Origin of the sequence: Rhizobium sp. PRIMUS64 (assembly GCF_023006465.1) — a bacterium.
Classification (GTDB): Bacteria; Pseudomonadota; Alphaproteobacteria; order Rhizobiales; family Rhizobiaceae; genus Rhizobium; species Rhizobium leguminosarum.
In genome coordinates this window covers 22,792-47,594 of record NZ_JALBGX010000038.1, presented here as the reverse complement: position 1 = coordinate 47,594, position 24,803 = coordinate 22,792, and the positions used below count along the sequence as shown (strand labels likewise).

Annotated in this window: 24 protein-coding genes; 13 read left to right on the top strand and 11 right to left on the bottom strand. The window is 60.7% G+C overall.

Annotated features, from left to right (window positions below; translation table 11 throughout):
* Positions 1-37: 37 nt before the first annotated feature.
* The 5 genes from MOV76_RS17030 to sdhC form a co-directional block, all read right to left on the bottom strand.
* Positions 38-553, bottom strand: coding sequence for a protease inhibitor Inh/omp19 family protein (locus MOV76_RS17030; protein ID WP_003543526.1), 516 nt, complete (start codon positions 551-553; stop codon positions 38-40).
* A gap of 346 nt (positions 554-899) precedes the next feature.
* The gene (locus MOV76_RS17025; protein WP_003567268.1) at positions 900-1,679 is read right to left on the bottom strand and encodes a succinate dehydrogenase iron-sulfur subunit; all 780 of its coding nucleotides are present in this window, start codon (positions 1,677-1,679) and stop codon (positions 900-902) included.
* An 18-nt stretch (positions 1,680-1,697) separates the two neighbouring features.
* Positions 1,698-3,539: a succinate dehydrogenase flavoprotein subunit gene (sdhA, locus tag MOV76_RS17020; RefSeq protein WP_018243892.1), complete on the bottom strand. Its 1,842-nt coding sequence runs from the start codon at positions 3,537-3,539 to the stop codon at positions 1,698-1,700.
* A gap of 6 nt (positions 3,540-3,545) precedes the next feature.
* Positions 3,546-3,926 carry a succinate dehydrogenase, hydrophobic membrane anchor protein gene (gene sdhD, locus MOV76_RS17015; protein WP_018243893.1) on the bottom strand — a complete coding sequence of 127 codons (381 nt, stop codon included), beginning with the start codon at positions 3,924-3,926 and terminating at the stop codon, positions 3,546-3,548.
* Between the two features lie 10 nt (positions 3,927-3,936).
* Complete coding sequence (gene sdhC / locus MOV76_RS17010; protein WP_018243894.1) at positions 3,937-4,332, bottom strand: succinate dehydrogenase, cytochrome b556 subunit; 396 nt, start codon at positions 4,330-4,332, stop codon at positions 3,937-3,939.
* A gap of 315 nt (positions 4,333-4,647) precedes the next feature.
* Between sdhC and MOV76_RS17005 the strand changes: the two genes are divergently transcribed.
* Positions 4,648-5,142 carry a hypothetical protein gene (locus MOV76_RS17005; protein WP_247264933.1) on the top strand — a complete coding sequence of 165 codons (495 nt, stop codon included), beginning with the start codon at positions 4,648-4,650 and terminating at the stop codon, positions 5,140-5,142.
* Between the two features lie 319 nt (positions 5,143-5,461).
* Here the strand turns inward: MOV76_RS17005 and MOV76_RS17000 are convergent, their stop codons facing one another.
* The 6 genes from MOV76_RS17000 to MOV76_RS16975 all read right to left on the bottom strand — a co-directional run bounded on the left by MOV76_RS17000 (position 5,462) and on the right by MOV76_RS16975 (position 10,932).
* Entirely contained in the window at positions 5,462-5,815 is a 354-nt protein-coding gene (locus MOV76_RS17000; protein ID WP_113542464.1) for a RidA family protein, read from the bottom strand.
* 175 nt (positions 5,816-5,990) lie between these two features.
* The gene (locus MOV76_RS16995) at positions 5,991-6,848 is read right to left on the bottom strand and encodes a LysR substrate-binding domain-containing protein (RefSeq protein WP_018243897.1); all 858 of its coding nucleotides are present in this window, start codon (positions 6,846-6,848) and stop codon (positions 5,991-5,993) included.
* A gap of 118 nt (positions 6,849-6,966) precedes the next feature.
* Positions 6,967-8,031, bottom strand: a complete 1,065-nt coding sequence (locus MOV76_RS16990) for an ABC transporter ATP-binding protein (RefSeq protein ID WP_247264932.1) — start codon at positions 8,029-8,031, stop codon at positions 6,967-6,969.
* 10 nt (positions 8,032-8,041) lie between these two features.
* A complete protein-coding gene (locus MOV76_RS16985; protein WP_112905445.1) occupies positions 8,042-8,881 on the bottom strand; it encodes an ABC transporter permease in 840 nt (279 codons plus the stop codon).
* Positions 8,878-9,762 (bottom strand): ABC transporter permease, encoded by an 885-nt coding sequence (locus MOV76_RS16980; RefSeq protein WP_247264931.1) that lies wholly within the window; start codon positions 9,760-9,762, stop codon positions 8,878-8,880. Before MOV76_RS16980 ends, MOV76_RS16985 begins: the two co-directional genes overlap by 4 nt.
* 93 nt (positions 9,763-9,855) lie before the next feature.
* Entirely contained in the window at positions 9,856-10,932 is a 1,077-nt protein-coding gene (locus tag MOV76_RS16975) for an extracellular solute-binding protein (protein ID WP_247264930.1), read from the bottom strand.
* Between the two features lie 261 nt (positions 10,933-11,193).
* On the opposite strand from MOV76_RS16975, the gene speB reads away from it, so the two are divergent.
* The 12 genes from speB to MOV76_RS16915 all read left to right on the top strand — a co-directional run bounded on the left by speB (position 11,194) and on the right by MOV76_RS16915 (position 24,803).
* Positions 11,194-12,255, top strand: a complete 1,062-nt coding sequence (gene speB, locus MOV76_RS16970) for an agmatinase (RefSeq protein ID WP_247264929.1) — start codon at positions 11,194-11,196, stop codon at positions 12,253-12,255.
* Between the two features lie 84 nt (positions 12,256-12,339).
* Positions 12,340-13,137: a transporter substrate-binding domain-containing protein gene (locus MOV76_RS16965; RefSeq protein WP_247264928.1), complete on the top strand. Its 798-nt coding sequence runs from the start codon at positions 12,340-12,342 to the stop codon at positions 13,135-13,137.
* A gap of 144 nt (positions 13,138-13,281) precedes the next feature.
* Positions 13,282-13,950, top strand: coding sequence for an amino acid ABC transporter permease (locus MOV76_RS16960; RefSeq protein WP_247264927.1), 669 nt, complete (start codon positions 13,282-13,284; stop codon positions 13,948-13,950).
* Positions 13,947-14,594 (top strand): amino acid ABC transporter permease, encoded by a 648-nt coding sequence (locus tag MOV76_RS16955; RefSeq protein ID WP_018243905.1) that lies wholly within the window; start codon positions 13,947-13,949, stop codon positions 14,592-14,594. Before MOV76_RS16960 ends, MOV76_RS16955 begins: the two co-directional genes overlap by 4 nt.
* Positions 14,595-14,752: 158 nt before the next feature.
* Positions 14,753-15,724: an ornithine cyclodeaminase family protein gene (locus MOV76_RS16950; protein ID WP_247264926.1), complete on the top strand. Its 972-nt coding sequence runs from the start codon at positions 14,753-14,755 to the stop codon at positions 15,722-15,724.
* Between the two features lie 276 nt (positions 15,725-16,000).
* The gene (locus MOV76_RS16945) at positions 16,001-17,851 is read left to right on the top strand and encodes a LysR family transcriptional regulator (protein WP_018243907.1); all 1,851 of its coding nucleotides are present in this window, start codon (positions 16,001-16,003) and stop codon (positions 17,849-17,851) included.
* A 157-nt stretch (positions 17,852-18,008) separates the two neighbouring features.
* Complete coding sequence (locus MOV76_RS16940; RefSeq protein ID WP_247264925.1) at positions 18,009-19,448, top strand: UbiD family decarboxylase; 1,440 nt, start codon at positions 18,009-18,011, stop codon at positions 19,446-19,448.
* Positions 19,445-20,020 carry a UbiX family flavin prenyltransferase gene (locus MOV76_RS16935; RefSeq protein ID WP_018243909.1) on the top strand — a complete coding sequence of 192 codons (576 nt, stop codon included), beginning with the start codon at positions 19,445-19,447 and terminating at the stop codon, positions 20,018-20,020. Before MOV76_RS16940 ends, MOV76_RS16935 begins: the two co-directional genes overlap by 4 nt.
* A 105-nt stretch (positions 20,021-20,125) precedes the next feature.
* Positions 20,126-21,736 carry an ABC transporter substrate-binding protein gene (locus MOV76_RS16930; protein WP_247264924.1) on the top strand — a complete coding sequence of 537 codons (1,611 nt, stop codon included), beginning with the start codon at positions 20,126-20,128 and terminating at the stop codon, positions 21,734-21,736.
* Positions 21,737-21,881: 145 nt separating this feature from the next.
* The gene (locus MOV76_RS16925) at positions 21,882-22,820 is read left to right on the top strand and encodes an oxaloacetate decarboxylase (RefSeq protein WP_018243911.1); all 939 of its coding nucleotides are present in this window, start codon (positions 21,882-21,884) and stop codon (positions 22,818-22,820) included.
* A gap of 67 nt (positions 22,821-22,887) precedes the next feature.
* Positions 22,888-23,883, top strand: a complete 996-nt coding sequence (locus MOV76_RS16920) for an ABC transporter permease (protein WP_042941350.1) — start codon at positions 22,888-22,890, stop codon at positions 23,881-23,883.
* Positions 23,880-24,803 carry an ABC transporter permease gene (locus MOV76_RS16915; protein ID WP_247264923.1) on the top strand — a complete coding sequence of 308 codons (924 nt, stop codon included), beginning with the start codon at positions 23,880-23,882 and terminating at the stop codon, positions 24,801-24,803. The genes MOV76_RS16920 and MOV76_RS16915 overlap by 4 nt, the downstream gene beginning before the upstream one ends.

The window sequence follows — 24,803 nt, the reverse complement described above, 5'->3', positions numbered from 1 at the left end:
CCGCCTGTCAGTCATCGCAGGAGACCTGCTGGAACATTTAGCGGCTGAGGCTGATCGACTGGCCCGTGCTCGTCTGTCCCTCAAAGCGGTTGTCGGCCGTCTTGTAGACGCTGCCGAGCTGGTTGCCCGAGCGGTCCTTGAGCAGCACCTGCTTGCCGGCGACCTCCCAGGAGCCCATCGCCGTCAGCTCGCCGACGCAGCCACGCGTTCCGCCGCGCGAACCGCTGCCGAGATTGGTGAGCGTCAGGAACATGTCGCAACTGCCGTTGACACGCCAGCTTCCGACCATCGATTCCTTGGTGATATCGAGCGCATTTGCCGCCATTGCGCCAGGCTGAGCGCCCGGCATCGGCGCCGTCGTCGTCGGCGCGGCCGGAAACTGCGAACTGCCGGTCGGCGGTGGAAGCTGCCCACCCTGCACCGAGGGAACCGGCTGCGCCGTCAACGGCGCCGGCCCGGCACTGGCGTTGGAGCTGTAATCATATGCCGTACGCTGACAACCGGCTAGCGACAGAACCACCACCAGACCTGTCATCGCATATCGCAACTGCATCATCATACTCCTGAATTCGGCTATCGCCGTAGAGAAACGGGCGTGAGACAAGTCCGATTATCGTAATTCGATTTGGTTAATCAAGTCGTGCTGCATAAATTGCCCGTGACAACAACTAACCGAAAAACGATACAGTTCAACTGTCCCGCTGCAAAACTTCCTGCACATAGAATTTGTCAGCAAGGTGTTGCGCGCGTTCATCTCTGTCAGGATCGCTGTCGAACTCGCGCAATGTCTCGGAATAGCGCTCCGGTGCATCCTGCAGAAGGATTGCACCGAGCCGACCTGATATAGATGACGGCTTCGGGATCGAAGCCGTCGATTCCGCCATCGGCATGCACGCTGATCAAACCCGGCGCTCGACCATCATCTTCTTGATTTCGGCGATCGCCTTGGCCGGGTTGAGGCCCTTCGGGCAGGTCTGCGCGCAGTTCATGATCGTGTGGCAGCGATAGAGGCGGAATGGATCCTCGAGATTGTCGAGGCGCTCGCCGGTCGCCTCGTCTCTGGAATCGATCAGCCAGCGATAGGCCTGCAGCAGAACGGCCGGACCGAGATAGCGGTCGCCGTTCCACCAGTAGCTCGGACAGGAGGTCGAGCAGCAGGCGCAGAGGATGCACTCATAGAGGCCGTCCAGCTTCTGCCGGTCCTCATGGCTCTGCTTCCATTCCTTGGCCGGCGCCGGCGACACTGTCTTCAGCCATGGCTCGATCGAACGATGCTGGGCATAGAAGTTGGTGAGGTCCGGAACCAGATCCTTGACGACGGGCAGATGCGGCAGCGGATAGATCTTCACCGCACCTTTGATATCGTCGAGACCCTTGGTGCAGGCGAGCGTGTTGGTGCCGTCGATGTTCATCGCGCAGGAGCCGCAGATGCCCTCGCGACAGGAGCGGCGCAGCGTCAGCGTCGGGTCGATCTTGTTCTTGATGTAGAGAAGACCGTCGAGCACCATCGGCCCGCAATCGTCGACATCGATGTAGAAGGTGTCGATCGACGGGTTCTGACCGTCATCCGGGCTCCAGCGATAGACGCGGAATTCGCGGGTGTTCTTGGCACCCGCCGGCTTCGGCCAGACCTTGCCTTCGCGCATCTGAGAATTCTTGGGGAGAGCGAGTTCAACCATGTCCGGTTCCTCTTGAGATCAGTACACGCGAGCCTTCGGCTCGATCTTGTGCGGATCGATGCCTTCGGCGATCAGCTCGGTGTGGACCGGCCGGTAGTCGAGTTTCACGTCGCCTGCTTCGTTCACCCAGGCGAGTGTGTGCTTGCGCCAGTTGACATCGTCGCGGCCCGCGAATGCACCCTCGGTAAAGTCTTCGCGTGCATGCGAACCGCGGCTCTCCTTGCGGGCCTCGGCACCGTAGATCGTCGTGATGGCGTTGGCCATCAGGTTCTGCAGCTCAAGCGTTTCCACGAGGTCCGAGTTCCAGATCATCGAGCGGTCGGTGACCTTGATGTCCTTCATCTCGCCCCAGATTGCCGAGATGCGCTGGCAGCCCGATTCCAGCGATTCCTGCGTGCGGAAGACGGCGGCGTCTTCCTGCATGGCGCGCTGCATCTTCTCGCGCAGTTCCGCCGTCGGCGTGCCGCCGCTGGCATGACGCAAACCGTCGAAGCGGTCCATGATCTTGTCGCAGGCTGCGACATTGAGATGCGGGATCGGCGCTGCGCGGTCGATGACCTCGCCGGCACGGATCGCAGCAGCGCGGCCGAAGACCACGAGGTCGATCAGCGAGTTGGAGCCGAGACGGTTGGCGCCGTGCACCGAGGCGCAGCCGGCTTCACCCACAGCCATCAGGCCTGGGATGATCCGTTCCGGATTGGCACTGTCGGCGTTCAGCACTTCGCCCCAATAATTCGTCGGAATGCCGCCCATATTGTAGTGAACGGTCGGCAGAACCGGGATCGGTTCGCGCGTGACGTCGACGCCGGCGAAGATCTTGGCGCTCTCGGAAATCCCCGGCAGGCGTTCATGCAGAACGGCCGGATCGAGGTGGTCGAGATGCAGGAAGATGTGGTCCTTGTTCTTGCCGACACCGCGGCCTTCGCGGATTTCCAGTGTCATGCAGCGCGAAACGACGTCGCGCGAGGCAAGGTCCTTGGCCGAAGGCGCGTAGCGCTCCATGAAGCGTTCGCCCTCGGAGTTGACGAGGTAACCGCCTTCGCCGCGGGCGCCTTCGGTGATCAGACAGCCCGAACCGTAGATGCCGGTCGGGTGAAACTGGACGAATTCCATGTCCTGCAGCGGCAGGCCGGCACGCGCCACCATGCCGCCGCCGTCGCCGGTGCAGGTATGGGCTGACGTTGCCGAGAAATACGCGCGGCCGTAGCCACCGGTCGCCAGCACCACCATCTTGGCGGCGAAGCGATGGATCGTGCCGTCATCGAGGCACCAGGCGACGACGCCGGTGCAGCGGCTGCCGTCTTCCGACATGATCAGGTCGAGCGCGAAGTACTCGATGAAGAATTCGGCATTGTTGCGCAGCGACTGGCCGTAGAGCGTATGCAGAATGGCGTGGCCGGTACGGTCGGCAACGGCGCAGGTGCGCTGTACCGGCGGGCCTTCACCGTAATTCTGCATGTGGCCGCCGAACGGGCGCTGATAGATCTTGCCTTCCTCGTTGCGCGAGAACGGCACGCCGTAATGCTCGAGCTCATAGACCGCCTTCGGCGCTTCCATGGTGAGATACTGCATGGCGTCGACGTCGCCGAGCCAGTCGGAACCCTTGACGGTGTCGTAGAGGTGCCACTGCCAGCTATCCGGCGTCATGTTGCGCAGCGAGGCGGCGATACCGCCCTGGGCCGCGACCGTATGCGAGCGGGTCGGGAAGACCTTGGTGATGCAGGCCGTGCGGAAACCCTGCTCGGCCATGCCGAGCGTGGCGCGCAGCCCGGCACCACCGGCGCCGACGACGATCACGTCGTAGGAGTGGTCGACATACTTGTAGGCCTTGCCATTCTGGGCGGGTGAAGTCGGTGCCATGTCAGCTTATCCTACGAATGCGATTTTCAGAATGGCGAAGAGACAGAGGCCGGCGATCAGGATCGCAAAGAACGTGTTCAGCATCAGGAGAACGATCTTGCCGAACTCGCCATGCACGTAATCCTCGATGATGACCTGCATGCCGAGCTTCATGTGGATGACGCCCGAGATCACCATCAGCCCCATGACGACCGCGACGAACGGGTTCGACAAGGCGCGAACCACATCCGCATACGGCGCACCGGCATAGGCGAGCATGAAGATGACGAAGAACAGGATGAGCGGAACATTGGCGACGGCCGTCAGCCGCTGACGCCAGAAATGGTCCGTGCCTTCCTTGGCGGAGCCGAGCCCGCGAACCTTGCCGAGGGGGGTGCGCATATCCATGAGAGGACCTTCAGAAGCGAATGAGGAAGCCGATCACCCAGACCAGCACGGTCAGACAGAGCGACCCGATGATGTTGGCGATGGCGAGCTTGGTCGAGAACTCTTTCCCGAAGCCATAGCCGAGATCCCACATGAAGTGGCGGAAGCCGCCGAGCATGTGGTGCAGCAGCGCCCATGTATAGCCGAGAAGCACGAGCTTGCCGAGAAGGCTACCGAGCACCCAATTGGCCCAGTCATAGGAGCCCTGGCCGCTTGCCGCCGCGATCAGCCACCAGGCGACGAGCACCGTGCCGACATAGAGCGCGCCACCGGTAATGCGGTGAACGATGGACATGACCATGGTGGGAATAGGCTTGTAGATTTGCAGATGCGGCGATAGGGGCCGGTTATTTGTCACGTTCGCCATCAGAACCTCGCGGCGGCTTCTCTGCGCTCCCGGATTTCGGAGCATGCTCAGTCAACCACACGAATGACAAAATTCTCTGTGTGCGTTGCATCAATTGCGACGTTTAATCACCGGGAACGCCGACGACAAGCACAATCGCTGTCTGCTTTTAATTTAATCGATTCGCGTTACCGGGAAGTTCGCAGGCTAAAGAAACTGGTCTTTTCCGCTCAAATTTTGTGCCGGTTGTCCGACCTGAATGGACAAGCGTCGGCTTTTGGCGCAATCTGGCGTTAACGATTTGTTAGGGATCGGAATTCCGGAGGCCGGCCACCCATGTTTCGCAGTCTGTCCGCAGTCGCCCTGATTACCTTGTCCGCGCTTGCTGCACTTCCCGCCGTAGCCGGCGACCGCCGCAACGATCATCGTTTTCCCGGCCATCGTCACGCTTTCCACAGCGGATTACTCCTCGGCGAACGTATCGGCTGGCGCGATCGCGGCATCCGTTTCGACAACGCCTATCGATACCGGAACCGCAAAGAACGGATGCCGTTCCTGAAACAGTTTTCATCGCCGGCGACCAATCGCGTCGCCCGCAACAATCTGATCGTCGTCGTACCCCAGGCGCAGGGTGGTGGTGGCGGCGACACTTATGCCGGCTCTTCCTACGTCTATCAGGCCGATGGCGGAACCTATGTCGGCGGCGACGGCTATGGCTTCTATCCCCCCGCACGGCCTGAGCAACTGGCCCCGAAGGCGAAGGTCATCGATATTGCCGTGCAAGACGATCCCTGCGCCTACGAGGCCAATGTCTGCGTCATCCGGCCTTAGAGCATGATGCCGAAAGTGCGGAATCCTGTAGCAAATCCGAGGCCGCTCTTCGCCTACCTTACCGGTTACCTCGCTGATCACAAAAGGTCGCAAAGCATCCGCCACCTTTGCTCCTAGAGCAATTCCAGGAAAAGTGCGAAGCGGTTTTCCGTCCGGAATTGCGTAAAAACAAAAGCCAGAGCGGTCCTGCGCTTCCGTTAAAAGCTGTACCGCTCTAGCAAGACATAGCCCTCTTCGACGAAATGTAGACCGTCCTGCTTCAAGCACTTCCGGGTCCGGCTTTGCTGACAAGAGTGTGAAGATGACGAATACAGGCGGTTCAAATTTGCCCGGCCTCACTCTTTCGCGACGCGGCTACGTCAATACGGATGGCGCACATCGGCGGGAGATTCTTGTCCTCAAACGTTGCCCGCCGTGGCGTTCCGCTATCCGGGATCCAAGCATCCCAGGCTCTGTTCATTTCCTCGAATGAGGCAAGGTCCCTGAGCCAAATGTTGACGAGAATGATCTCTGACTTGTCGGTACCTTCGCGCAGCAGCATGTCATTGATGCGCTCCAGTATTTCGTTGGTTTGCGCCGTCACGCTCGCTCCCCTCGTGAGGTTTGCGACCTGGCCGGGCAGATAGGCGGCATCTGCGAGAAGAGTTTCGTCAACTTTGGCTTGCCCCATCATCGTATTCGCAGACTTCCATGAATGCTTGAGATTGGGCCGTCGACCCTTCATTCGATCACTGTGGGGCTTCGCTCGCCACTTCGGTAGGGGGAATTAAATTGACCCGATATAATGGAAGCTGAACGCTCCCAGAGCCATTCCCGGTCAAAATGCTGCAAGCTGACCAAGAAAGGCTCTAGCTCGACAATATGGCCGTATGCCGCGAAATGAAGTCTACAAGATAGCGCGCGCCTTCGGCCGTCTCGGATTGAGCATACAGACCGATTTCAATGCGCACCGGACCGGGCAGGTCCGCCGATCTGTCAAGCGTCCGGCAGCCCTCGGGTTTCGTGTTGAGCATCATTGGCGCGATACCGATACCGACGCGAACCGCGGTCGCCATGGCCACCAGCGTCGATGCAACGCACGCCGTCTTCCACTTGACGTTCCGCTGGGACAGAGCGGCAAGCGTCGGCAGCGTCCAGGGACACTCCTCCTCGAACATAATGATGGGAAGCGGCTTTTCCGCATCCGCCACAAAGTCGGATCTGACCGTCCACATCAAATATTCGGTCCAGATCAGGGTCGGTTTTCGCGCGAGGCAGGTGATGTCGCAAACCACGAGATCCAGCTTCCCGTCTTCAAACAGGTTGGCGAGGCGGCGATTCGGCTCGACAATGATGTCGATATCGACCTTCGGGTTCTGCGCCCTAAAGTCACTAAGAATGTCGATCAGGTGGCCGGCTGCGAAGTCCTCAACGACGCCGAGGCGAATGCGGTCCTCGATCATCTTGCCTGTCAGCCTTTTCTCGACCTCGTCGCTGAGGGCGACCATTTCGCGGGCATAAGCCAGCATGATCTGCCCATGGCTCGTGAGCTCGAGGCCTTTTGACGAACGCGAAAACAGCGTAACGCCGACAAGCTCCTCCAGCTTGCGGATCTGCATGCTCACGGCGGCCTGCGTTCTGTTCAGCTTGACGGCTGCTCCATTGACGGTGCCGATCTCCGCGACGGTCAGAAATGCACGAAGCAGATAGGAATCAAGATCAAGCATCAGAAGCGCATTCCAAAGTTTGGGGCGCTCGAGTGCTGAGGGCCTCTCCGCCTATAAGCGGATATTGGACGAACCATGTCCTTCCGACAACTGGTGACACTTAGTCGGGAATGCCAGCTTATCGCGCGAACAGAACGCATGCCTCGGGCGGAATGGAAACGCTGATCTCCTGCCCGCGAGCAAAGGCTATGTCTGGACGGTTCGGGCAAGCCGAGATTAAGCGGTCGCCACTGACGAGGTCCAGAACGATATGCCTGAAGGCACCGAGTGTCACAACGTCGGCAACGCGTCCGGGCATGGCCCCGGCACCCGGAGCGCCGGACGATATCTCGACGCTTTCCGGCCTCACGCAAATCTCGGCGGCACCTGAAAGGCTTCCCGTGGACGCAACCGGAAACTCCCAGCCGGATTCGGAGCGAAATTTGCCGGCCGTTCCGCCCGCGGCCGAAATCGAGCCATGAATCCAATTCGTCCGCCCCATGAAATCCGCGACGAAATGCGAGTCTGGACGCCAATACACATCATCCGGCCTGCCGGATTGCATGATGGCTCCACGGTTCATCACGAATATGCGCTCTCCCAGGCTCATCGCCTCCTCCTGGTCGTGGGTTACCACGATTGCGGTCGAGCCGACCGCGGCGAGCACATCCTTCAATTCGGTGCGCAGCTCATGGCGAAGTTTGGCGTCGAGGGCCGACAGGGGCTCATCCAGAAGAACAAGGCTCGGATGGGTGGCGAGCGCCCGCGCAAGCGCAACACGCTGCTGCTGGCCGCCGCTCAACTGGTGCGGCCGCCGCTGTCCGAATCCGACGAGCCGGACGAGCTCAAGCATCTCGGCGATGCGGCGAGGTATTTGCCCCGGCGGATGGTTGCGATGGCGAAGCCCGTAGCCGATGTTCTGTTCGACGGTCATATGCGGGAAAAGAGCGTAGTGCTGGAACAGCAGCCCGACATTGCGATCATAGGGTTTCAATCCGGCCATCGGCTCGCCGTCGATCAGGATCGAGCCTTTGTCGGGCCGCTCGAATCCGGCAATGAGCCGAAGAATGGTGGTCTTGCCGCAGCCGCTCGGTCCAAGCAGTGCGATTGTTTCACCTGGGTTCACCGAGAAGGAGATATTACCGAGGGCGACCGTTTCGCCGAAGCGCTTGCTGACCCCTTGAAATTCCACGGCAGAAATCATCGTATTGTCCTCATGAACGAAACAAACCCTGACCGACGACAGTGTCGAAGCCGACGACACGGTCCAGCACAACGATCAGCAACGCGGTGACGGCAATCAGGACCACGGCCGCCGCAGCGATCGTCAGATCGAAAGCCGCGCGCATGTTGCTGACCAGCGTAACAGGCAAGGTCGTTGCCGACGGATCGCTCAGAAAGAGACTGATCGATACGTCATCTATCGAAATTGCGAAGGCGAAGATCGCGCCGGTGACGACGCCGGTCCGCATGAGCGGTAGGGTAATGGTCCAGAAGGCCTGGCGCTCGGTGGCGCCGAGAACCATTGCGGCTTCCGTCAATCGTTGGTCGCTGCCAAGAAGGCTGGCGAGGCTGGTCCTTATGCAATAGGGCAACGTCACGATCACGTGGCCGAGGAGCAGGCGCGCCATACCATTTGTGATACCGGCCTTGGAAAGGAAAAGCAGCAGGCCGAATCCAATGACGACCGGCGGAACGATGAGTGGCGAGAGAAAGGCCGAAGTCAGCGCTGCCTTTCCTGGAAAATTGCCACGGGCAAGGCCGACGGCCGCCGCAGTTCCGATCGTGACGGACAGAACCGTCGTGAGTACCGCCAAGATGAGGCTGGTGCGTAGGCTGGTAAGGATATCCGCCTGAGAGACGAGCCGTTCGAACCAGTGAAGCGACAAGGCAGGTGGCGGCAGTGGACCGAGGTAGGTCCTGGCGTCGAAAGCCATGAGGCATGTTATCACCAACGGGATGGCGAGGAACGCCAATCCAAGGCCGATGACACCGTAGGCGAGGGAAACGGCGATCCGGTCCCCGGTTCGCGCTGCAAGAGATTGTCTGCTCATCGGGAAACCTTCCAGGCCTGCGCAAACGTTATGACAGCGACGACCGCCAAGGCCGCGGCAAGCATGACGAGCGAGATCGCCGCGCCGCTCGGATAGTTGGCGATATCGCTGAACCGGGTGTAGATGACGTTCGATATGAAAAGCACCCGGCCCCTCCCGAGCACCATGGGAATGACGAAGGCGCTGATCGCGAAAGTCAGCGAGACAAGCGTGCTTGAGATCAGAGCTGGGAAGCTCAGGGGAAGAGTGATCGACAAATGGGCTTTCCATCCCGGCGCGCCGAGCGACTGGGCTGCATCGAGCAGACGCGGATCGATCGATTGCATCGCGCCAATCAGCGTTAGCGTTGCGACCGGTATGATCGAGTGAACCAGGCCCGCAGTAACGACGATATTGATATATTCGCGGCTGTTGGGCGAAAGGCCAAGTGTCAAGAGGAGGGGTCGCAAGATGCCGACCGACCCGAAGGTCACTTCGATCGCGTATGTCTTGATCAGGACGCTGGATAGAACAAGTGTAATCAAAAAGCCGAGGGTGAGCGCGCGCATCCGCGGGGAAATGCGCCGCACGATAAAGTAGGCCAGCGGGAATGCCACAAGCTGGCCGATGATCGCGGCAACTCCACCGATCCAGAAGGTCGTCAGCAGGACACTCGCAAACGCCTGGTTTGCAAGCTCGTAATAGTTTTGGACCGTTGCCGCGGCATTTTCAACGGAACCGACGCGCCCCGGCGTAAACTCCTTCAAGCTTTCGATTGCCAGATTGATTAATGGTGACAGAAAACCGAATGCGAACACCAGGAGGGCTGGCCCGAGCGTCAGTGCCGCATCTCGGCGATCAGGTATTGAAATGGCAACGGGTTGCCGCCTAACCTTGGTCATGGTGGAACAGCCTTTTCCTCGCCCCTAGGGCCATGAGAAAGGCAGGTTATCGAATCCCGCGCTCGCGCCTTCGATAACCTGCCGCGAGGTGCCTTAGAGCAACCGGGCGATGTCCTGTTCCCAGCGCTTGGACCAGGCATCCTGCTGTTCGAGAACGACATTGTAGTCCGGCACATAGACGAAGCTCGAAAACTCGTCCGACGTGAAGGACAGATGCTTCAGATTGTCGGGCGTGACCGCCTTGCTGTTCAACGGCGCTTCGCCAGCCACCTTGGCATAGAGCGAATTCATGTCCGGGCTGATCGCGAAGTTGACGAAATCGAGCGTCGCCTTGGTGTTCGGTCTATTCTTCAGTACGCCGAAACCGCTCTGGTAGAGGAAGGCCTTGAAGTTACTGTCCTTGGTGAAACGAGTAACCGGGAAGTTCTTCGCCACGGCCGCCCAGCCGGGCTCAGCGAAGAAGCCGACGGAGGTCTCGCCCGACGTCAGCGAATTGGTGAAATCGATATCGGTGATGGCGACGCGGCCGATATTGCCGGATTTCGCCAATTCCGTCATCAGCTTCCATCCAGGTTCCATATTCGTTTCACTGCCGCCGGCGTGAAGGGCGAGCGCGACAATCTGGAGCATCATGCTCTGTGTCGGGCCCGGCCAGCAGATCGCGCCCTTAAGATCGGGACTGAGCAGATCATCGATGGTCTTCACAGCGATAGGGGCCGTGTCGGTTCGTGCACCGAAATACATGCCGCCAACTGCGCGTGGGACCGCTTTGATATTGCCCTTGCCGTCACGAATGATGATTTTCTCGGGAATATTCGCAAGGTTGGGAATATCGGCAGGATTGATGGTCTCGAGCCAATCTTCCTTCACCATGCTGTTGAATGAGCCTTCCCAGCCAGCGACGTAGTCGTAGTCGACATTCGGCCAGACGGCCTTGATCTTTGGCAGGATAGCGCCCGCGCCGCCCTGATGGAGAACCCAGTTGAATGTCGCCGCATTCTGGTCGGCGGCAATCTGCTTCATAGCTTCGACGACCTCGCCGCCCCATTCGACGGCGGTGAGATTGCCGCTGCCGGCTGCGGCGGATCTCGCAAACCCGGTCATCGTGCCGGCAATCCCCGCGGCAGCGGCGGATCCGAGGAAGCGGCGGCGTGTCATATCGTGCAACATGGTAGGTTCCCTTTGTTGTCGGCCCTCTGCTGGACCGTTCGCATCGGAGACTGCTTGGAGGTTACCAACCGCGGTAGTGGGAAAATTCTCGCCGGGTTATAAAGTTTTCTGAACGTCCGGATGAACGCACTACCCGCTTCGCGGAGCCTCGGCAGGCCTGGTCTATCAAGAATCGTTATATCCCCTCTCGAATTTTCGCGGTTCCAAGAGAAGCGGGCGGCGCCGATGATGATGGCAGCATCAATACCGCGGGAGCCTGCCTTGACCATTGACCGGGATTTTCTGGAAGACTTGAGAAAGCGCTTCGGCAGCGCTGCAGGCGGGGAGATGGAAGATCCGCACTTCCGCGCCGTGGCGGCCAGCGTATTCAAGGACGGCGACAGCCGCAAATGGCCCTTCGCCGACCCTGCGACCTTTCTGGACGCCCGTTTCATCGAGAACGGCTTGCGCCCCGAGGTGCTTGAAGCGCTTGACGTGGCCCTGATCGGCGTGCCGATGGATCTCGGCGTCACCAATCGTGCCGGCGCGCGGCTGGGGCCGCGGGCCGTCCGGGCTGTCGAGCGTGTGGGGCCCTACGAACATGTTCTGCGTGTCGCGCCGATGGGAGGGTTAAAGGTCGCCGACGTCGGCGACGTGCCGATGCGCAGCCGGTTCGGCTTGGCCGAGTGCCATGCCGACATCGGGGCCTGCTACCGGATGATCGCGGCAACAGGGGTTATCCCGCTGTCGGTCGGCGGCGACCATTCGATCTCCGGCGCCATTCTCAAGGGCCTGGCGGCCAGTCAGCCGGTAGGCATGATCCACATCGACGCTCACTGCGATACCGCTGGTCCCTATGAGGGCTCCAAGTTCCACCACGGCGCGCCCTTCCGCGAGGCAGTTCTGGCGGGCGTGCTCGATCCGAAGCGTACGATCCAGATCGGCATCCGCGGCGGCGGCGAATATCTCTGGGAGTTCTCCTTTGCCGCCGGCATGACCGTCATCCACGCCGAAGAGGTGGCGGAGATGGGCCTCAAGGCGGTGATCGCAAAGGCTCTGGAGGTTGTCGGCGCCGGTCCGACCTATCTCAGTTTCGACGTGGACAGCCTCGATCCGGCCTTCGCTCCGGGAACCGGCACGCCAGAAGTCGGCGGGCTTCAGCCGAGGGAGGTCCTGACGCTGCTGCGCGGCTTCAAGGGCATCAACCTCATCGGCGGCGACGTCGTGGAAATCGCGCCGCAATACGACAATACCACCAACACCGCGCAGATCGCCGCGCAGGTCCTGTTCGAACTCCTGTGCCTCGCGATGTTCAGTCCCGCGGTCAGGACAAACGTGACCTGAGAACCAGCTCCACAGCGGCAGCGTGCCTCGCGCCCGCTGCCATCCATCACCTGTCGCACAACACGTCTCAAAAAGGGGAACGACATGACTGCTCTTATGAAATTGCGCTACACCGCCACCGCGGCAATTGCCGTGTTCGGCATCCTGGCAGGAGCCGCACAGGCCGACGAACTTGCCGATATCAAGGCCGCAGGCGAGATCAACATCGGCATCTTCTCCGATTTCCCACCCTTCTCTTCGGCAAGCGCCGATATGAGCATCAAGGGCTATGACGTCGACGTCGCCCAGAAAATTGCCGACGGGCTCGGCGTGAAACTCAATCTCGTGAGCGTTACCGGCCAGAACAGGATCGCCTACCTGAACGACGACCGCGTCGACCTGCTGATGAGCGTCGGCTATTCGAAGGAGCGCGCCGAGGTTATCGATTATGCCGCCCCGTACGCCCCCTACTATATCGCCGTCATCGGTCCGGCAGCACTGAAGGTGAGCAGCAAGGAAGACCTCGCCGACAAGACCGTTGCCGTCAATCGTGGGACGCTCGAAGACACGTCGCTGACGGCAGCTGCGCCCGGATCGGTTGCGATCCAGCGTTTCGAGAACTACAATTCGGTCATCCAGGCCTTCATATCCGGCCAGACCCAGTTGATGGTGGTCGGCAACGATGTCGGTGCGCAGGTTCTGGCACGACAGGACGAACTGAAGCCGGAGCAGAAGTTCCAGCTCCTCAGCTCCCCCTCGCACATCGCGCTCCGCAAGGGCGAGGAAGGCCTGAAGAAGGCTGTCAATGACAGCGTCGCCGCAATGATCGCCGATGGTTCGCTCGACACAAGCTCGAAGAGCTGGCTGAAAGCGCCGCTCAACCCTGAAAACCTGAAGGACTGACGAGGACGGCCTCCCACTCACCAGAGCATGATGCCGAAAACTGTAAGCGATTCCGGTGGCATCATGCTCCCATTCTTTGGTTGAGAGGCGGATCGAGATTTCGGGCCGACCCGGCCCAGATCATCCGGCTCCAAAGGACGAAAGATGAGATACAGCCTCGATTTCAACTGGCTTTGGGACGGAATGGTAGCTCTGGCTTATGGCGCAGGCACGACGCTTGCGCTGACGGCCTCCACATCGGTCCTCGGGATCGTTCTCAGCGTTCTCGGCGCGGCCGCGCGCCGGGGACCTTATCCATGGTTGCGCAAGGTCGTCGGCCTGTATGTGGAAATCATGCGCAATACGCCATTCCTGGTGCAGCTGTTCTTCATCTTCTTTGGCTTGCCTAGCCTCGGCATTCGCCTCGATCCGATCTCCGCCGCAGTCCTTGCCATGACCCTCAATATGGCGGCCTACACGATCGAGGTGGTCGGGGCCGGGCTCGATGCCATACCGAGAGGCCAGAAGGAGGCGGCGCAGGCACTCGGCCTCAGGCCCCGGCTGGTGTTCTTCAAAATCATTCTGCCGCAAGCGATCGCCATCATTTTCCCGGCGCTGACGAGCCAGGTCATCATCATGATGCTGGAATCGGCGGTGGTTTCGCAAATATCCGTCCGCGAGCTGGCGCAGGAGGCCGATCTGCTTCAGTCGCGCACCTTCCGCTCCTTCGAGACCTATCTGGTGGCGACGTTGATCTACCTTTCAATGTCCGCCGCACTTCGCCGGCTCCTTTTCGCCGGGAAACGTCGTTTTCTGGGAGCCGGTCTGGCATGATTGAGTTCACCTTCTGGGACATTCTGCGCAATCTTGTCTTCGCGACACGCTGGACCCTTATGCTTTCGCTCGCAGCCTTTGCCGGCGGCGCCATCGTTGGCCTGGCGATCCTGTCTGCACGGATATCGAAAACACGCTGGCCGCGCAGCTTCGCGTCCGGCTACATTGCCCTGTTTCAGGGAACGCCGCTCCTCATGCAGCTCTTTCTGATGTTCTTCGGCCTGCCGATGCTCGGTTTCCGGATCGAGTCATGGACCGCCGCCGTCTGCGGCCTGACGTTCTATGCCAGCGCTTATCTTGCGGAAATCTGGCGGAGCGGCGTCGAGGCGGTGCCGCGCGGGCAATGGGACGCTGCAGCCAGCCTGGGCTTGCATCGTCTTCTCGAACTTCGGCTTGTCATCCTGCCGCAGGCTTTCCGGATCACGCGCGCGCCGACTGTCGGGTTCTTGGTCCAGTTGATCAAGAGCACCGCACTGGCCTCGATCCTCGGCTTCGAAGAACTATTGAAAACCGCGAACGCCATCAACAACGCGACCTTCGAACCTTTCAAGGTGTACGGTCTCGTCGCGGTGATCTTCTTCGCCCTGTGCTATCCGCTTACGCAATACGCCAGAATTCTGGAGAAGAAAGCTGCGTTTGGCTGAGCGGTGCCGAGTTGCTCCGCATTCCGATCGCAACGGAGTGTCCAAAGGGCCGATGCCGGTTGAAAAGCCGGTACGCCGCGCAGCGGCGACGCGGCTCTCGTTCAATCACACAGAACTCGCTTTATCCAGCAGTCAGAACCTCCTGAGAGATCGCTTCAATGACCCACACACAAATCCGTATTCTCGATGCCCGGGCAACGGGCGAGTTCCTACCTTTCGGCGCGCTGGTCGCGACCCTGCGGCAAGCATTTGCCGAAGGCTGTGTTGTGCCGGTACGGCATCACCACACGATCGCCAATAGCGGCGAACCTGATGCGACGCTGCTTCTGATGCCTGCCTGGCATGAAACGCACCGGTCGGAGCGCTACCTTGGCATCAAGATCGTCACCGTCTTTCCCGGCAACACGGTACGCGGCATTCCCGGTTTGACCTCGACTTACATGCTCTATGATGGCCGGACCGGGATGCAGCTTGCGCTCCTTGACGGAAACACGATCACCGCGCGCCGCACGGTAGCGGCATCGGCCCTTGCCGCGGACTATCTTGCCCGACAGGACGCGCGCCGCCTGCTGGTGATCGGCGCAGGCCGCGTCGCGAGCCTCATACCCGATGCCTACCGCGCCGTCCGGCCGATCGCGCATGTGGATATCTGGGATATCGATCCCGCCAATGCGGAACGGCTGGCGCAGAGCCTCCGGCTACAGGGGCTCCAGGCCACCGCCGTCACGGATCTGGAAGCCGCGGCGCGGCAAGCCGATATCGTCAGCGCAGCGACGCTGGCGACAGCACCGCTTATCCGGGGCGAATGGCTACGGCCGGGCAGCCATGTCGATCTGATCGGCGGCTTCACCCCGGCGATGCGCGAGGCGGATGACGAGGCGCTTCGGCGCTCCTCGGTCTATATCGACACTCACGAGGCCCTTCACGAAGCGGGCGATCTGGTTCAGCCGATCAGAGCCGGCGTCATTGCTGCAGATGCGGTGCGTGCGACGCTTGACGAGCTGTGTCGCCGGGATATTCCAGCGCGGACATCCAATGACGAGATCACTCTCTACAAGGCAGTCGGAACGGCGTTGGCTGATCTTGCCGCCGCGACGATGGTGTATGAAGCCGCTTTGATCGCCGGCTGACGTCTTCTGGTCCGGCCGATCGCGAATGATCGGAACGGAAGATTCTCGATTTTTCTAAGAAGGACTGATCACCCTCAAGATACGGGCTCCCGGTTTCGACGCTCTCGGCCTGTCCAGGCATTCCATCGCCAGTGCTGCACCCGACCAATGTCCGAGGCCGACCATGTCGGTTCGGTGGGCTCGGGAAGCAATGGGCCGGCGCTGATATTCGTGCGGCATAACGCTTTGTGTGCCATAGTCGGGTGAGCCCCTTGTGCAATCCGATATAGACCCGCAGTGATTACAAATCCGCCGCGCATCGAAATCCAGCAACTGGCCCATTTCGTGCTGGCCTGTCAGAGCCCGACGCTGGCGGAGACCGCGCGCGAGCTTGGGATTGCTCCTTCGGCGCTGACATCCAGTCTGCGTACTTTGGAAAATGAACTTCAACTCAAGCTCTTCATTCGCAAAAGCGGTCACCTCAGTCCTTTACCGGCAGCCTTCTGGCTGTTTCAGCAGGCAACGGCCATCCTGCATCGCGAAAGGTTCGTGCGTCGGATGCGGAATGGGGACACGGACCATCGTCGCATCGATATTCGTCTCGATCTCAGTTTCTCCATCGGCCGGTTTTCGAAGGCGATCGGACGTACCGTCGAAGATATGGAACGCGAGCGGCCCGACCTGCTGATCGACGTGATGTTTGCAGACCAGCGAGGAAAATCCCTTGTTGACGACGAGGCTGCGGACATCCCGGGCAACGCGGGTTCGGTGGAAATCGAAGTCGGCTATATGACCGGCGTGCCATCTGCGAACCTGCCTGCGATGACGCCCTTTTACGATGAGGTCTGGTTTTCCGTCGGAACGGCGGAGGCCGCGGTTGATCTTCGCTCCCCCAATCAGAAATTTGTCGTTCTGAAAATGCGTCAGGCACTTCGCGATGCCGTTATCCGATATGCGGACGAGCATGGCATCCGCGACCGCATGATCCTGATGGATGAGGAGCCGGCAGACCTTCACCGGCTGCTCAACGAGTTTCCGCAGATGCGGTTCCTGATGCCGCGCAGTATGGTCGCCGACCGGCTCGGACTTGCGCGCCTGCATCTGGAGCCCCTCGATCCGCCTTTGTCGAGCACCTTGGGCGTGCGCGCAAACGGGCCGGATCAGGAGGTCGTGTCCGCCATGCTTTGTAGCCTCAAGAAAAATCTGGAGGCAATGGAGGCCAATATCGTCTTTCGACCGCAGTTGACGGCACGTCAATTGCACTACTTCAACCTTGCGCATCTCAGCGGAGGTATTTCGGCGGCGGCGCGCGCGGCGCATGTCACGCAACCGTCCGTTTCGATCCAGATTCAGAAAATCGAGGCAGTTGTCGGGCAACCTCTGTTCGAACGGCGGCGCAACGGTGCCGAGAGCACGAAGGCCGGCAAGGCATTGCTTCCCTTCACCCTGGAGATCGAAGAGCGCATCGATAGCCTCCTTCGGGCCAGTCTGGATATTGCCGCCCACACACAGGCGACCATCTCGATCGGCATGCTGCCGAGTTCGGGGCATGATAGCGTCATGACGGACAAGGTGGCGCAGGCACTGACGGCAACCCGCCTTGGCCATCCCGAATACCGGCTGAGAATCATCGAAGGTTCCAACGCTGTGCTTCACGATCAGGTGCGCGCGGGAGAGCTCAATCTGGCCATTGTCGGTGCCGTCCAGACGCAGATGACCCGGATCCATCTCGGACCGAGCGAGCGCCTCTCGGTCGTTGCCAATCCGGCCTTGAACCTTGCCGGCCGAACGGAAATTCCACTGGCCGAAGTTTGCGGATTTCCGCTGGTTCTCGGAATCAAGCATCTCAGTATCCATCAGGCGTTCATGGCAGCCGCCAGTGCGCGGCATCTGCGTGTCGAGCCGGTCATGGACGTCGGTTCTCTGCCATTGGCCATCGCCATGGTCCGCCGTTTGCCGGTCTGTACGGTCCTGCCGGTGTCCTCGGTCCAGCAGGATATCGGCAGCGGGCGCCTCACCGCGGCGCCGATTACGGAAGACGTGATCGCCGGAAACCTCTCAGTGATTTTCTCCGGCGAAAGGACGCTGTCCGAGGCCGAACGGACGATGATCCAGTCACTCGTTGCCGTCTTCGGCCGACAGGCGTGATCTAAAAAACATATCGTGCCGAATCGTGCTCATGCGCGGAGCATTCTGATTTTCCTATCCCCCAATTCGTGATTTTCGAGCTACCCAGTCTCCGGCGTGCGGCTGATACTTGCCGCATCACAACAGCCCTCGGAAATGACTTTCACAGGATTACCGGATGAATGATCACCCTGATCCGCTTGAAAACGCGGCAATGACATCCGGGGCGGCCAGCGCAATGCCACGCGGCGAAAGCGATCAGTCGTGTCGAGGCATTCTTCAGGAACTCGACCGACGCGGTCGGCTGCTGGTGATTTCGGAGGAAGTCGACCCGATCCACGACGTATCGGCCATTCTTTCCATCGTCGATGAAAAGGCGGCGGTACGGCTCGACCGCATCAAGGGTCACGACATGCCGATCTTCGGCAACATCCTGTCGGATCTTGATCGTGTCGCCCTGGCGCTTGATGTCGCGAAAAGCGATATCCAGCAGAAGCTGCTATCCTCGATCGCGTCTCCGGTGCCGCCAGTCTTCGTGGACGATGCGCCGGTACAGCAACAGCTCTTCCGGGACGACATCCTGACCCGGCTTCCAGTCCCGACGTTCTTTTCCAAGGAGACCGGTCCCTACATTACTGCGGGTCTGATCGTGGCGCGCGACCCTGAAACAGGCTTGGGCAACGCGTCCTATGCCCGCATCAAGGTGCTTGGTCCGAACGAAGCGATGATCGGTATTGCACCGAACCATCATCTCGCCATCATGGCTCGCAAGGCAGGCGCCAAAGGCGAGCCGCTGCCCTTCGCCGTCGTCCTCGGCGCGCATCCGGCCATTCAGCTTGCCGCCTGCTTCTATCTGGGGCTCGGTGACGATGAAATGCACTGCGCCGGATCGTTGCTCGGCGAGCCGGTGCGGCTTGTCCACTGCAAGTCGATCGATCTTGCGGTGCCTGCAGAGGCGGAGATCGTGCTCGAAGGTCATATTCATATCGACGAGCCGATCCTCGAGGGATTGGTCTCCGAATATCACGGCATGTACGAGGATTACGGCTCCGGGGTGCGCGTCAGATTTGAATGCATGACTTGCCGCTCCGACGCGATGTTGCAGGTGATCGAGCCCGGTTACCACATGGAGCACCTCTATCTCGGCGCGGTGCCGATCGCTGCAAGCCTCAAGGCCGTCATCCGGCGGTCCGTTTTTAATGTCGGCGAGGTTGCCGTCACCGCGTCAGGTAGCGGACGGAACAACGTGGTCGTGCAGATCGATGCGCCCCGCCCGGGACAGGCACGCCGCATCATGTCGATCTGCTGGGGTGCGGTCAGCATCGTCAAGAACATCACCATCGTCGACAGCGATGTCGACCCCTGGGATCTCGGTGCCGTCGAATTGGCAAAGATGACGCGCATGCGCGCGGAGCGCGACATTCTCATCGTCACGGACCTTCCGGCAGACCGGTCCGAGCCTCAGGAAGACGGCGGCGTGATCGCCAAGGTCGGTTATGACGCCACGATGAAGGCGGGCGATCGGAAGGAAGGGTTCGACAAGGCGCTTCCGCCGCTGGAATCCTACGAGCGGATGCGTCAGCTGCTGTCGCGTGTCAAGCCGGAGATGAACGTTTGAGGCGCTTGATCATCGGCATATCAGGGGCTTCCGGTGCAATCTACGGCCTGCGTGCGCTGGAGATGCTGCGGGATTTCGACGATGTCGAAACGCATCTTGTCATATCGCCCGCGGCGATCCGCACGGCACTGGCCGAAGGGACGGGAAAGACTGCGGACGAAATCCGTGGCCTCGCCGACCGGGTCTACAGCCACGGGGATATCGGCGCCTCGATCGCCTCCGGCTCCTTCCGCTGCGACGGCATGCTGGTTGCACCATGCTCGATCAAGACGCTGAGCGGGATCGCGCATTGTTATGCAGACGATCTGATCGTGCGCGCCGCCGATGTCTGCCTGAAGGAACGCCGCCGGCTGGTGCTGATGGTGCGGGAAACGCCGTTGCATGCGGGCCATATCGCGCTGATGGACCAGGCGACACGCAGCGGCGCCGTCATCATGCCACCGGTGCCGAGCTTTTACACGCTGCCGAAATCAATCGCCGAAATGGTCGACCAGACCGTGGGGCGTGCGCTGGATCAATTCGGGCTTCATCATCCGACGGTCCGGCGCTGGACGGAGGATCATAACGACTGAGCCATGAAGAGCAGCGCTGAAAGCTGCCCGGCCATGATGTCAACCGCATGCAAACAACGACGCACAATCACTCCCCCAGGGGAACTCAAAAAAGGAGATAGAGTGATGTTGTCAGACAATCGTTCCAGAAGGCTGCAGAGCCTGTTCATGCGTGGCGCCGCCGCCTTGCTGTTGTCGCTGACGACGGCGGCACCCATGATGCTCGCCGCATCTTCCGCGATCGCGCAGACGGAAAAGCCCGTCAGCGGCGGCACGATGACCATTATCAACGGTTCGGACATCAAGAGCTGGGATCCGGCGATCACCGCCGGCACCTATCCCGGCGGTCCGATGGATGTGCTCGACGCCGTCTACGGCTTTATCGTCTACGTCAACGATAAGGGCGTCGTGACCGGTGGCATGGCCGAAAGCCTGACCAGCACCGACGCGGTGACCTGGACCTTGAAGCTTCGCAAGGACATGAAGTTCACGGACGGTGCGCCCTACGATGCGGAAGCCGTCAAATACAATTGGGACCGCGCCGCCGATCCGGCCACGCTTTCGCCGGCTCAGCCGTTCATCTCTTCCTGGAACAAGGCGATCACCGTCGTCGATCCACAGACGCTGACGATCAAGCTGTCCTCCCCGAACGCCAATTTCGCAGCCCAGGTCGCCGAGCTGTGCCCCTTCATCGCCTCGCCGGCAGCATTGAAGGCCGCCAAGGAAAAGACCGATATCAAGCCGGTGGGCGCCGGCGCCTTTACGCTGACCGAATGGAACCAGGGCATATCGATGACCATGGCCCGCAATCCCGGTTATTGGGATCAGCCGCGCCCCTATCTGGATACGATCAAGTTCGCCATCATTCCCGAAACCAACAGCCGCATCGCCACCGTCGTGCAGGGTGGCGCAACGATGATGGCCGGTTATCCCTATCAGTTCGGCTCGAACGCAACGGCGCCGGGGGTTGCGACCCGCGAGATCCCGATCCGCGGCATCAACCGCGCCTATCTCAACCAGGCCAAGGGCATCTTCACCGATGTTCGCGCCCGCGAGGCCTTCTATTCCGCCATCGACCGCGCGCGGCTGATGCAGGCCTTCACGCAGATGCCCGGATACAAGGCACCCAGCAATTACTTTGGAGAGAATTCGCCCTATTTCGACAGCGTTTCATCGTTGCCCACCTATGATCCGAAGAAGGCGCAGGAACTGTTCGATGCTCTGAAGGCGGACGGCAAGCCATTCTCGATCAAGATCGTCACCTATACCAACTCGGACCTGAAGCGTCTTGCCGCCTACATTCAGCAGGTGCTGACCGGCTATGAGGGCGCCTCGGCTGAGATCGTCGAAGTCGACCAGGCCTCGCTGATCCAGCGGTGCAAGACGCAGCTCGATTTCGACATCTGCGTCGAGGGCGGGGTACTGGTGTCGAACGGTGCCGAGCCGAACATTTCCAACCTGCTGAGCTCCGGCGGTGCTTTCAACTGGGGACAGTACAAGAGTGCCGAGATGGATGCTGCACTGAAGGAGGCCAGCTCCACTCTCGATCCGGCCGCTGTCAAAGCCGCCTATGTCAAGGTTCAGAAGCTCGTTGCAACCGAGATGCCGCTCTACATCTTCGGGGAACAGACGCGCTCGCTGCTGCTGCGCGACAATACCGGCGGCGTCGTTCCCTCGAATGGCGGCATCCTGCAAAAGCAGTTCCTCTACGTTTGCACGGATGCCTGCCAGAAATAGCGGGCTCCAGATCATGACGCACAAGCTCGCCCGGAAGATCCGGGCGGGCAGGGAAGGGCCGGTCGATGGGCTGGACGACCGTACACGCCAGAGACGTTAAGACGACGGAATGAGCCCTGCGACGCGGGGCGATCGGAAAAGGTGGATGACGATGATCGGCAATCGCAAGAAGGTGAAGTTTCGGGACCTGGTTTCCCGCAAGCAGGTGTTCACGCCCTGCGTCTGGGATTGCTACTCCGCCAAGGCGGCGGAAATGGCCGGCTTCGAGGCGATCCTGCTCAGCGGCGCATCGCTGGGATTCAGCATGTCCGGCGTGCCGGATCTCGGCCTGCATAATCAGGAGGAACTGGTCTACGCGACCGACCGCATCGCCGACTATTCGCCTCTGCCGCTGGTCATCGATGCGGATGACGGCTTCGGCGATGTCGTCCAGACCTTCCGCACCTGTTATCGTCTCGCCAAAGCCGGTGCCGGAGCGATCCTGATCGAGGATACGCCCAATGAACGCGGCTATGCGCGGTTCGGCCGCGCCATGGAGGCGGCGACGCTGGCCGGCAAGGTCGATGGCAACGTGCCGCATGAGGTCGTCTCGCAGGAGCTGTGGCTCGCCAAGATCAAGGCCTCGATCGAAGCCTGCGAAGGCACCGATTGCGTGGTTATCGCACGCACCGAATCCAAGCTCGAGAAGGGGCTGGACGACGCTATCGAACGCTGCGTGCGCGCCGCAGCACTCGGTGCTGAAATGACCTATGTGCATGGGCTGCGCACGTTGGAGGAATGTCAGAAGGTGGCAAAGGAATTGCCCGGCTGGAAGATGTTCGGCGATGTCGCGACAGTCAACGGCGTGCCCTTCGTGCGGCTCGAGGAAATCGAAGCGCTCGGCTTCAACCTGGTGACCATGCATTATCTCGAGAAGGGATCGATGTATGGCATGATGGATTACGGGCGGCATGTCTTCAACGACCGCAGCACGCGTTACGCCGACGAGCACAGCATGGGCGGCATGACGCCTGCCGAGCAGAAGGCCGCGCTGGAGCGGGACAGCGGCTGGCTCGATGCCGAGGACAGATGGAAGGCACTCTGATCCCGGAGGCCGGCCGCTCTGCCGTCTCGTTTTGCGAAATCCGGATGCCGGTCCAGTCCGGCATTGGATGTTCCACCTGACAATCGGAGTCCGATCGTTGCGAATTGCCAAGCTCTCCTATCTGAAAGCGGTCGGCGTCCGGCTTCTGGCCGGCATTCCGGTCTTCCTGCTGGTGACGTTCTCGGCGACGGCGCTGTCGAGCCTGATGCCGGGGTCGGCGGCGCAGCTGATCCTTGGAGAGAACGCGACGCAGGCGCAGATCGATGCGCTGAACAGCCGTTACGGCTACGATCTGCCGGTCTGGGAACGTTATCTCGGCTGGCTCGGACGGCTTCTTCAGGGAGATCTCGGGCAGACCATGTTCAGCCAGCAGTCCGTGGCAAAACTCCTGGTCGACCGGGCGGCAGTGACGTTCGAGATTGCACTGCTTGCCATGTTCGTCTCGCTCCTGATCGGCGTGCCGCTCGCCATGTATACCGCCAGCCGGCCGGGCGGCATCGTCGATACGGTGCTGCGGGCGGTGTCCTCGGTCATGCTGTCGATCCCGACCTTCGTCATCGTGGTTCTGCTCGGCTTCGTCTTCGCAATCGTGCTGCGCTGGCTGCCGGCGACCGGCTGGGTTTCCTTCAGCGACGACCCGATCGGCAATCTCTACTACGTCGCCTTGCCGGTGATGTGCCTCAGCGTGCACCAGGCAGCCTATTTCTACAGGGTGAGCCGCAGCGAATTCGTTGCGGTCCTCCAGGAGGACTATGTCCTCGTTGCCAGGGCCAAGGGTCTGCCGACGCGCTATATCCTGATGCGCCACGTGCTGCGCCCTGCCTCTCCCCAGGTGCTGACGGTGATGGGCCTGTCGATGACCTATCTGCTCGGCGGTTCCTTCATCGTCGAGAGCTATTTCGCGGTGCCCGGCATCGGCTGGACCGTTCTCAATGCGGTGAGCAGCCACGACCTGCCTGTCATGCAGGCCATTCTGTCGCTGACGGTGGTGATCTTCGTCGTCATCTTCATCCTGGTCGATCTCGGTTACGCGCTTATCGATCCGCGGGTGGACGTGTCATGAGCCGCCTTGAGCCAACACAAACGGACCTCGTGCCCGGCGAAGCGGTCGCGTTGGCGGAGACGTTGAATGCCGCGATGCCGAAGACCGCGCGCTTCCGCATGCCGAGCGGCCATCCGATGGAATGGTTCGCCTTCGTGTTCCTGGCGGTTCTGATCGTCTCCTCGGTTTTCGTGGAGTTCATTCCGGGTCTCGTCCGGCCAAGCTTCCCCTATGGCGATTTCTCGCAAGGTCCGGAATGGAGCCTGAACGGCCTGTTCGGAACCGATGCGCTCGGACGTAGCATCCTGTCCCGCGTGCTCTACGGTGCGCGAACGACGCTCGCCATCGTCTCGGTCGCGACGCTGATCTCGCTGGTGATCGGCATGATCCTCGGAATGCTGGCCGGCTTCTATCGCGGCCCGGTCGAGCGGATCGTCGATCTCTATGCCAATTCCATGGCGTCGCTTCCGCCGATCCTCGTCATCCTGGCGCTGATATCGGTGACCGGAAATTCGGTTTTCACGATGATGCTGGCGCTTGGCCTGCTCGATATCGGAACCTATGCACGCATCGCCAAAGGCGGCGTGATTGCCCAGAACGACCGTGACTACGTGTTGGCGGCACGCGCCATGGGCGCGTCGGACATGCGGCTTCTGCTGCGCGAGATCCTGCCCAATCTCGTTCCGGCGCTGACGGCCATCGTTCCGCCGCTGATGGCGGGGCTGATCATCACGGAGGGATCGTTGAGCTTTCTCGGTTACGGCATTCCGGCGCCGGCGCCGAGCTGGGGCGGGATGATCGCCAGCTCGACCGACCTGCTCAGCCGCTTTCCACTGCTGATCTTCGGACCGATCGTCGCCATCGTGCTGACGGTCTATTCGCTCAATACGGTCGGGGATTGTCTGGCCCGTCGCATGAACCATCGCGTCAGGGAACTCTGA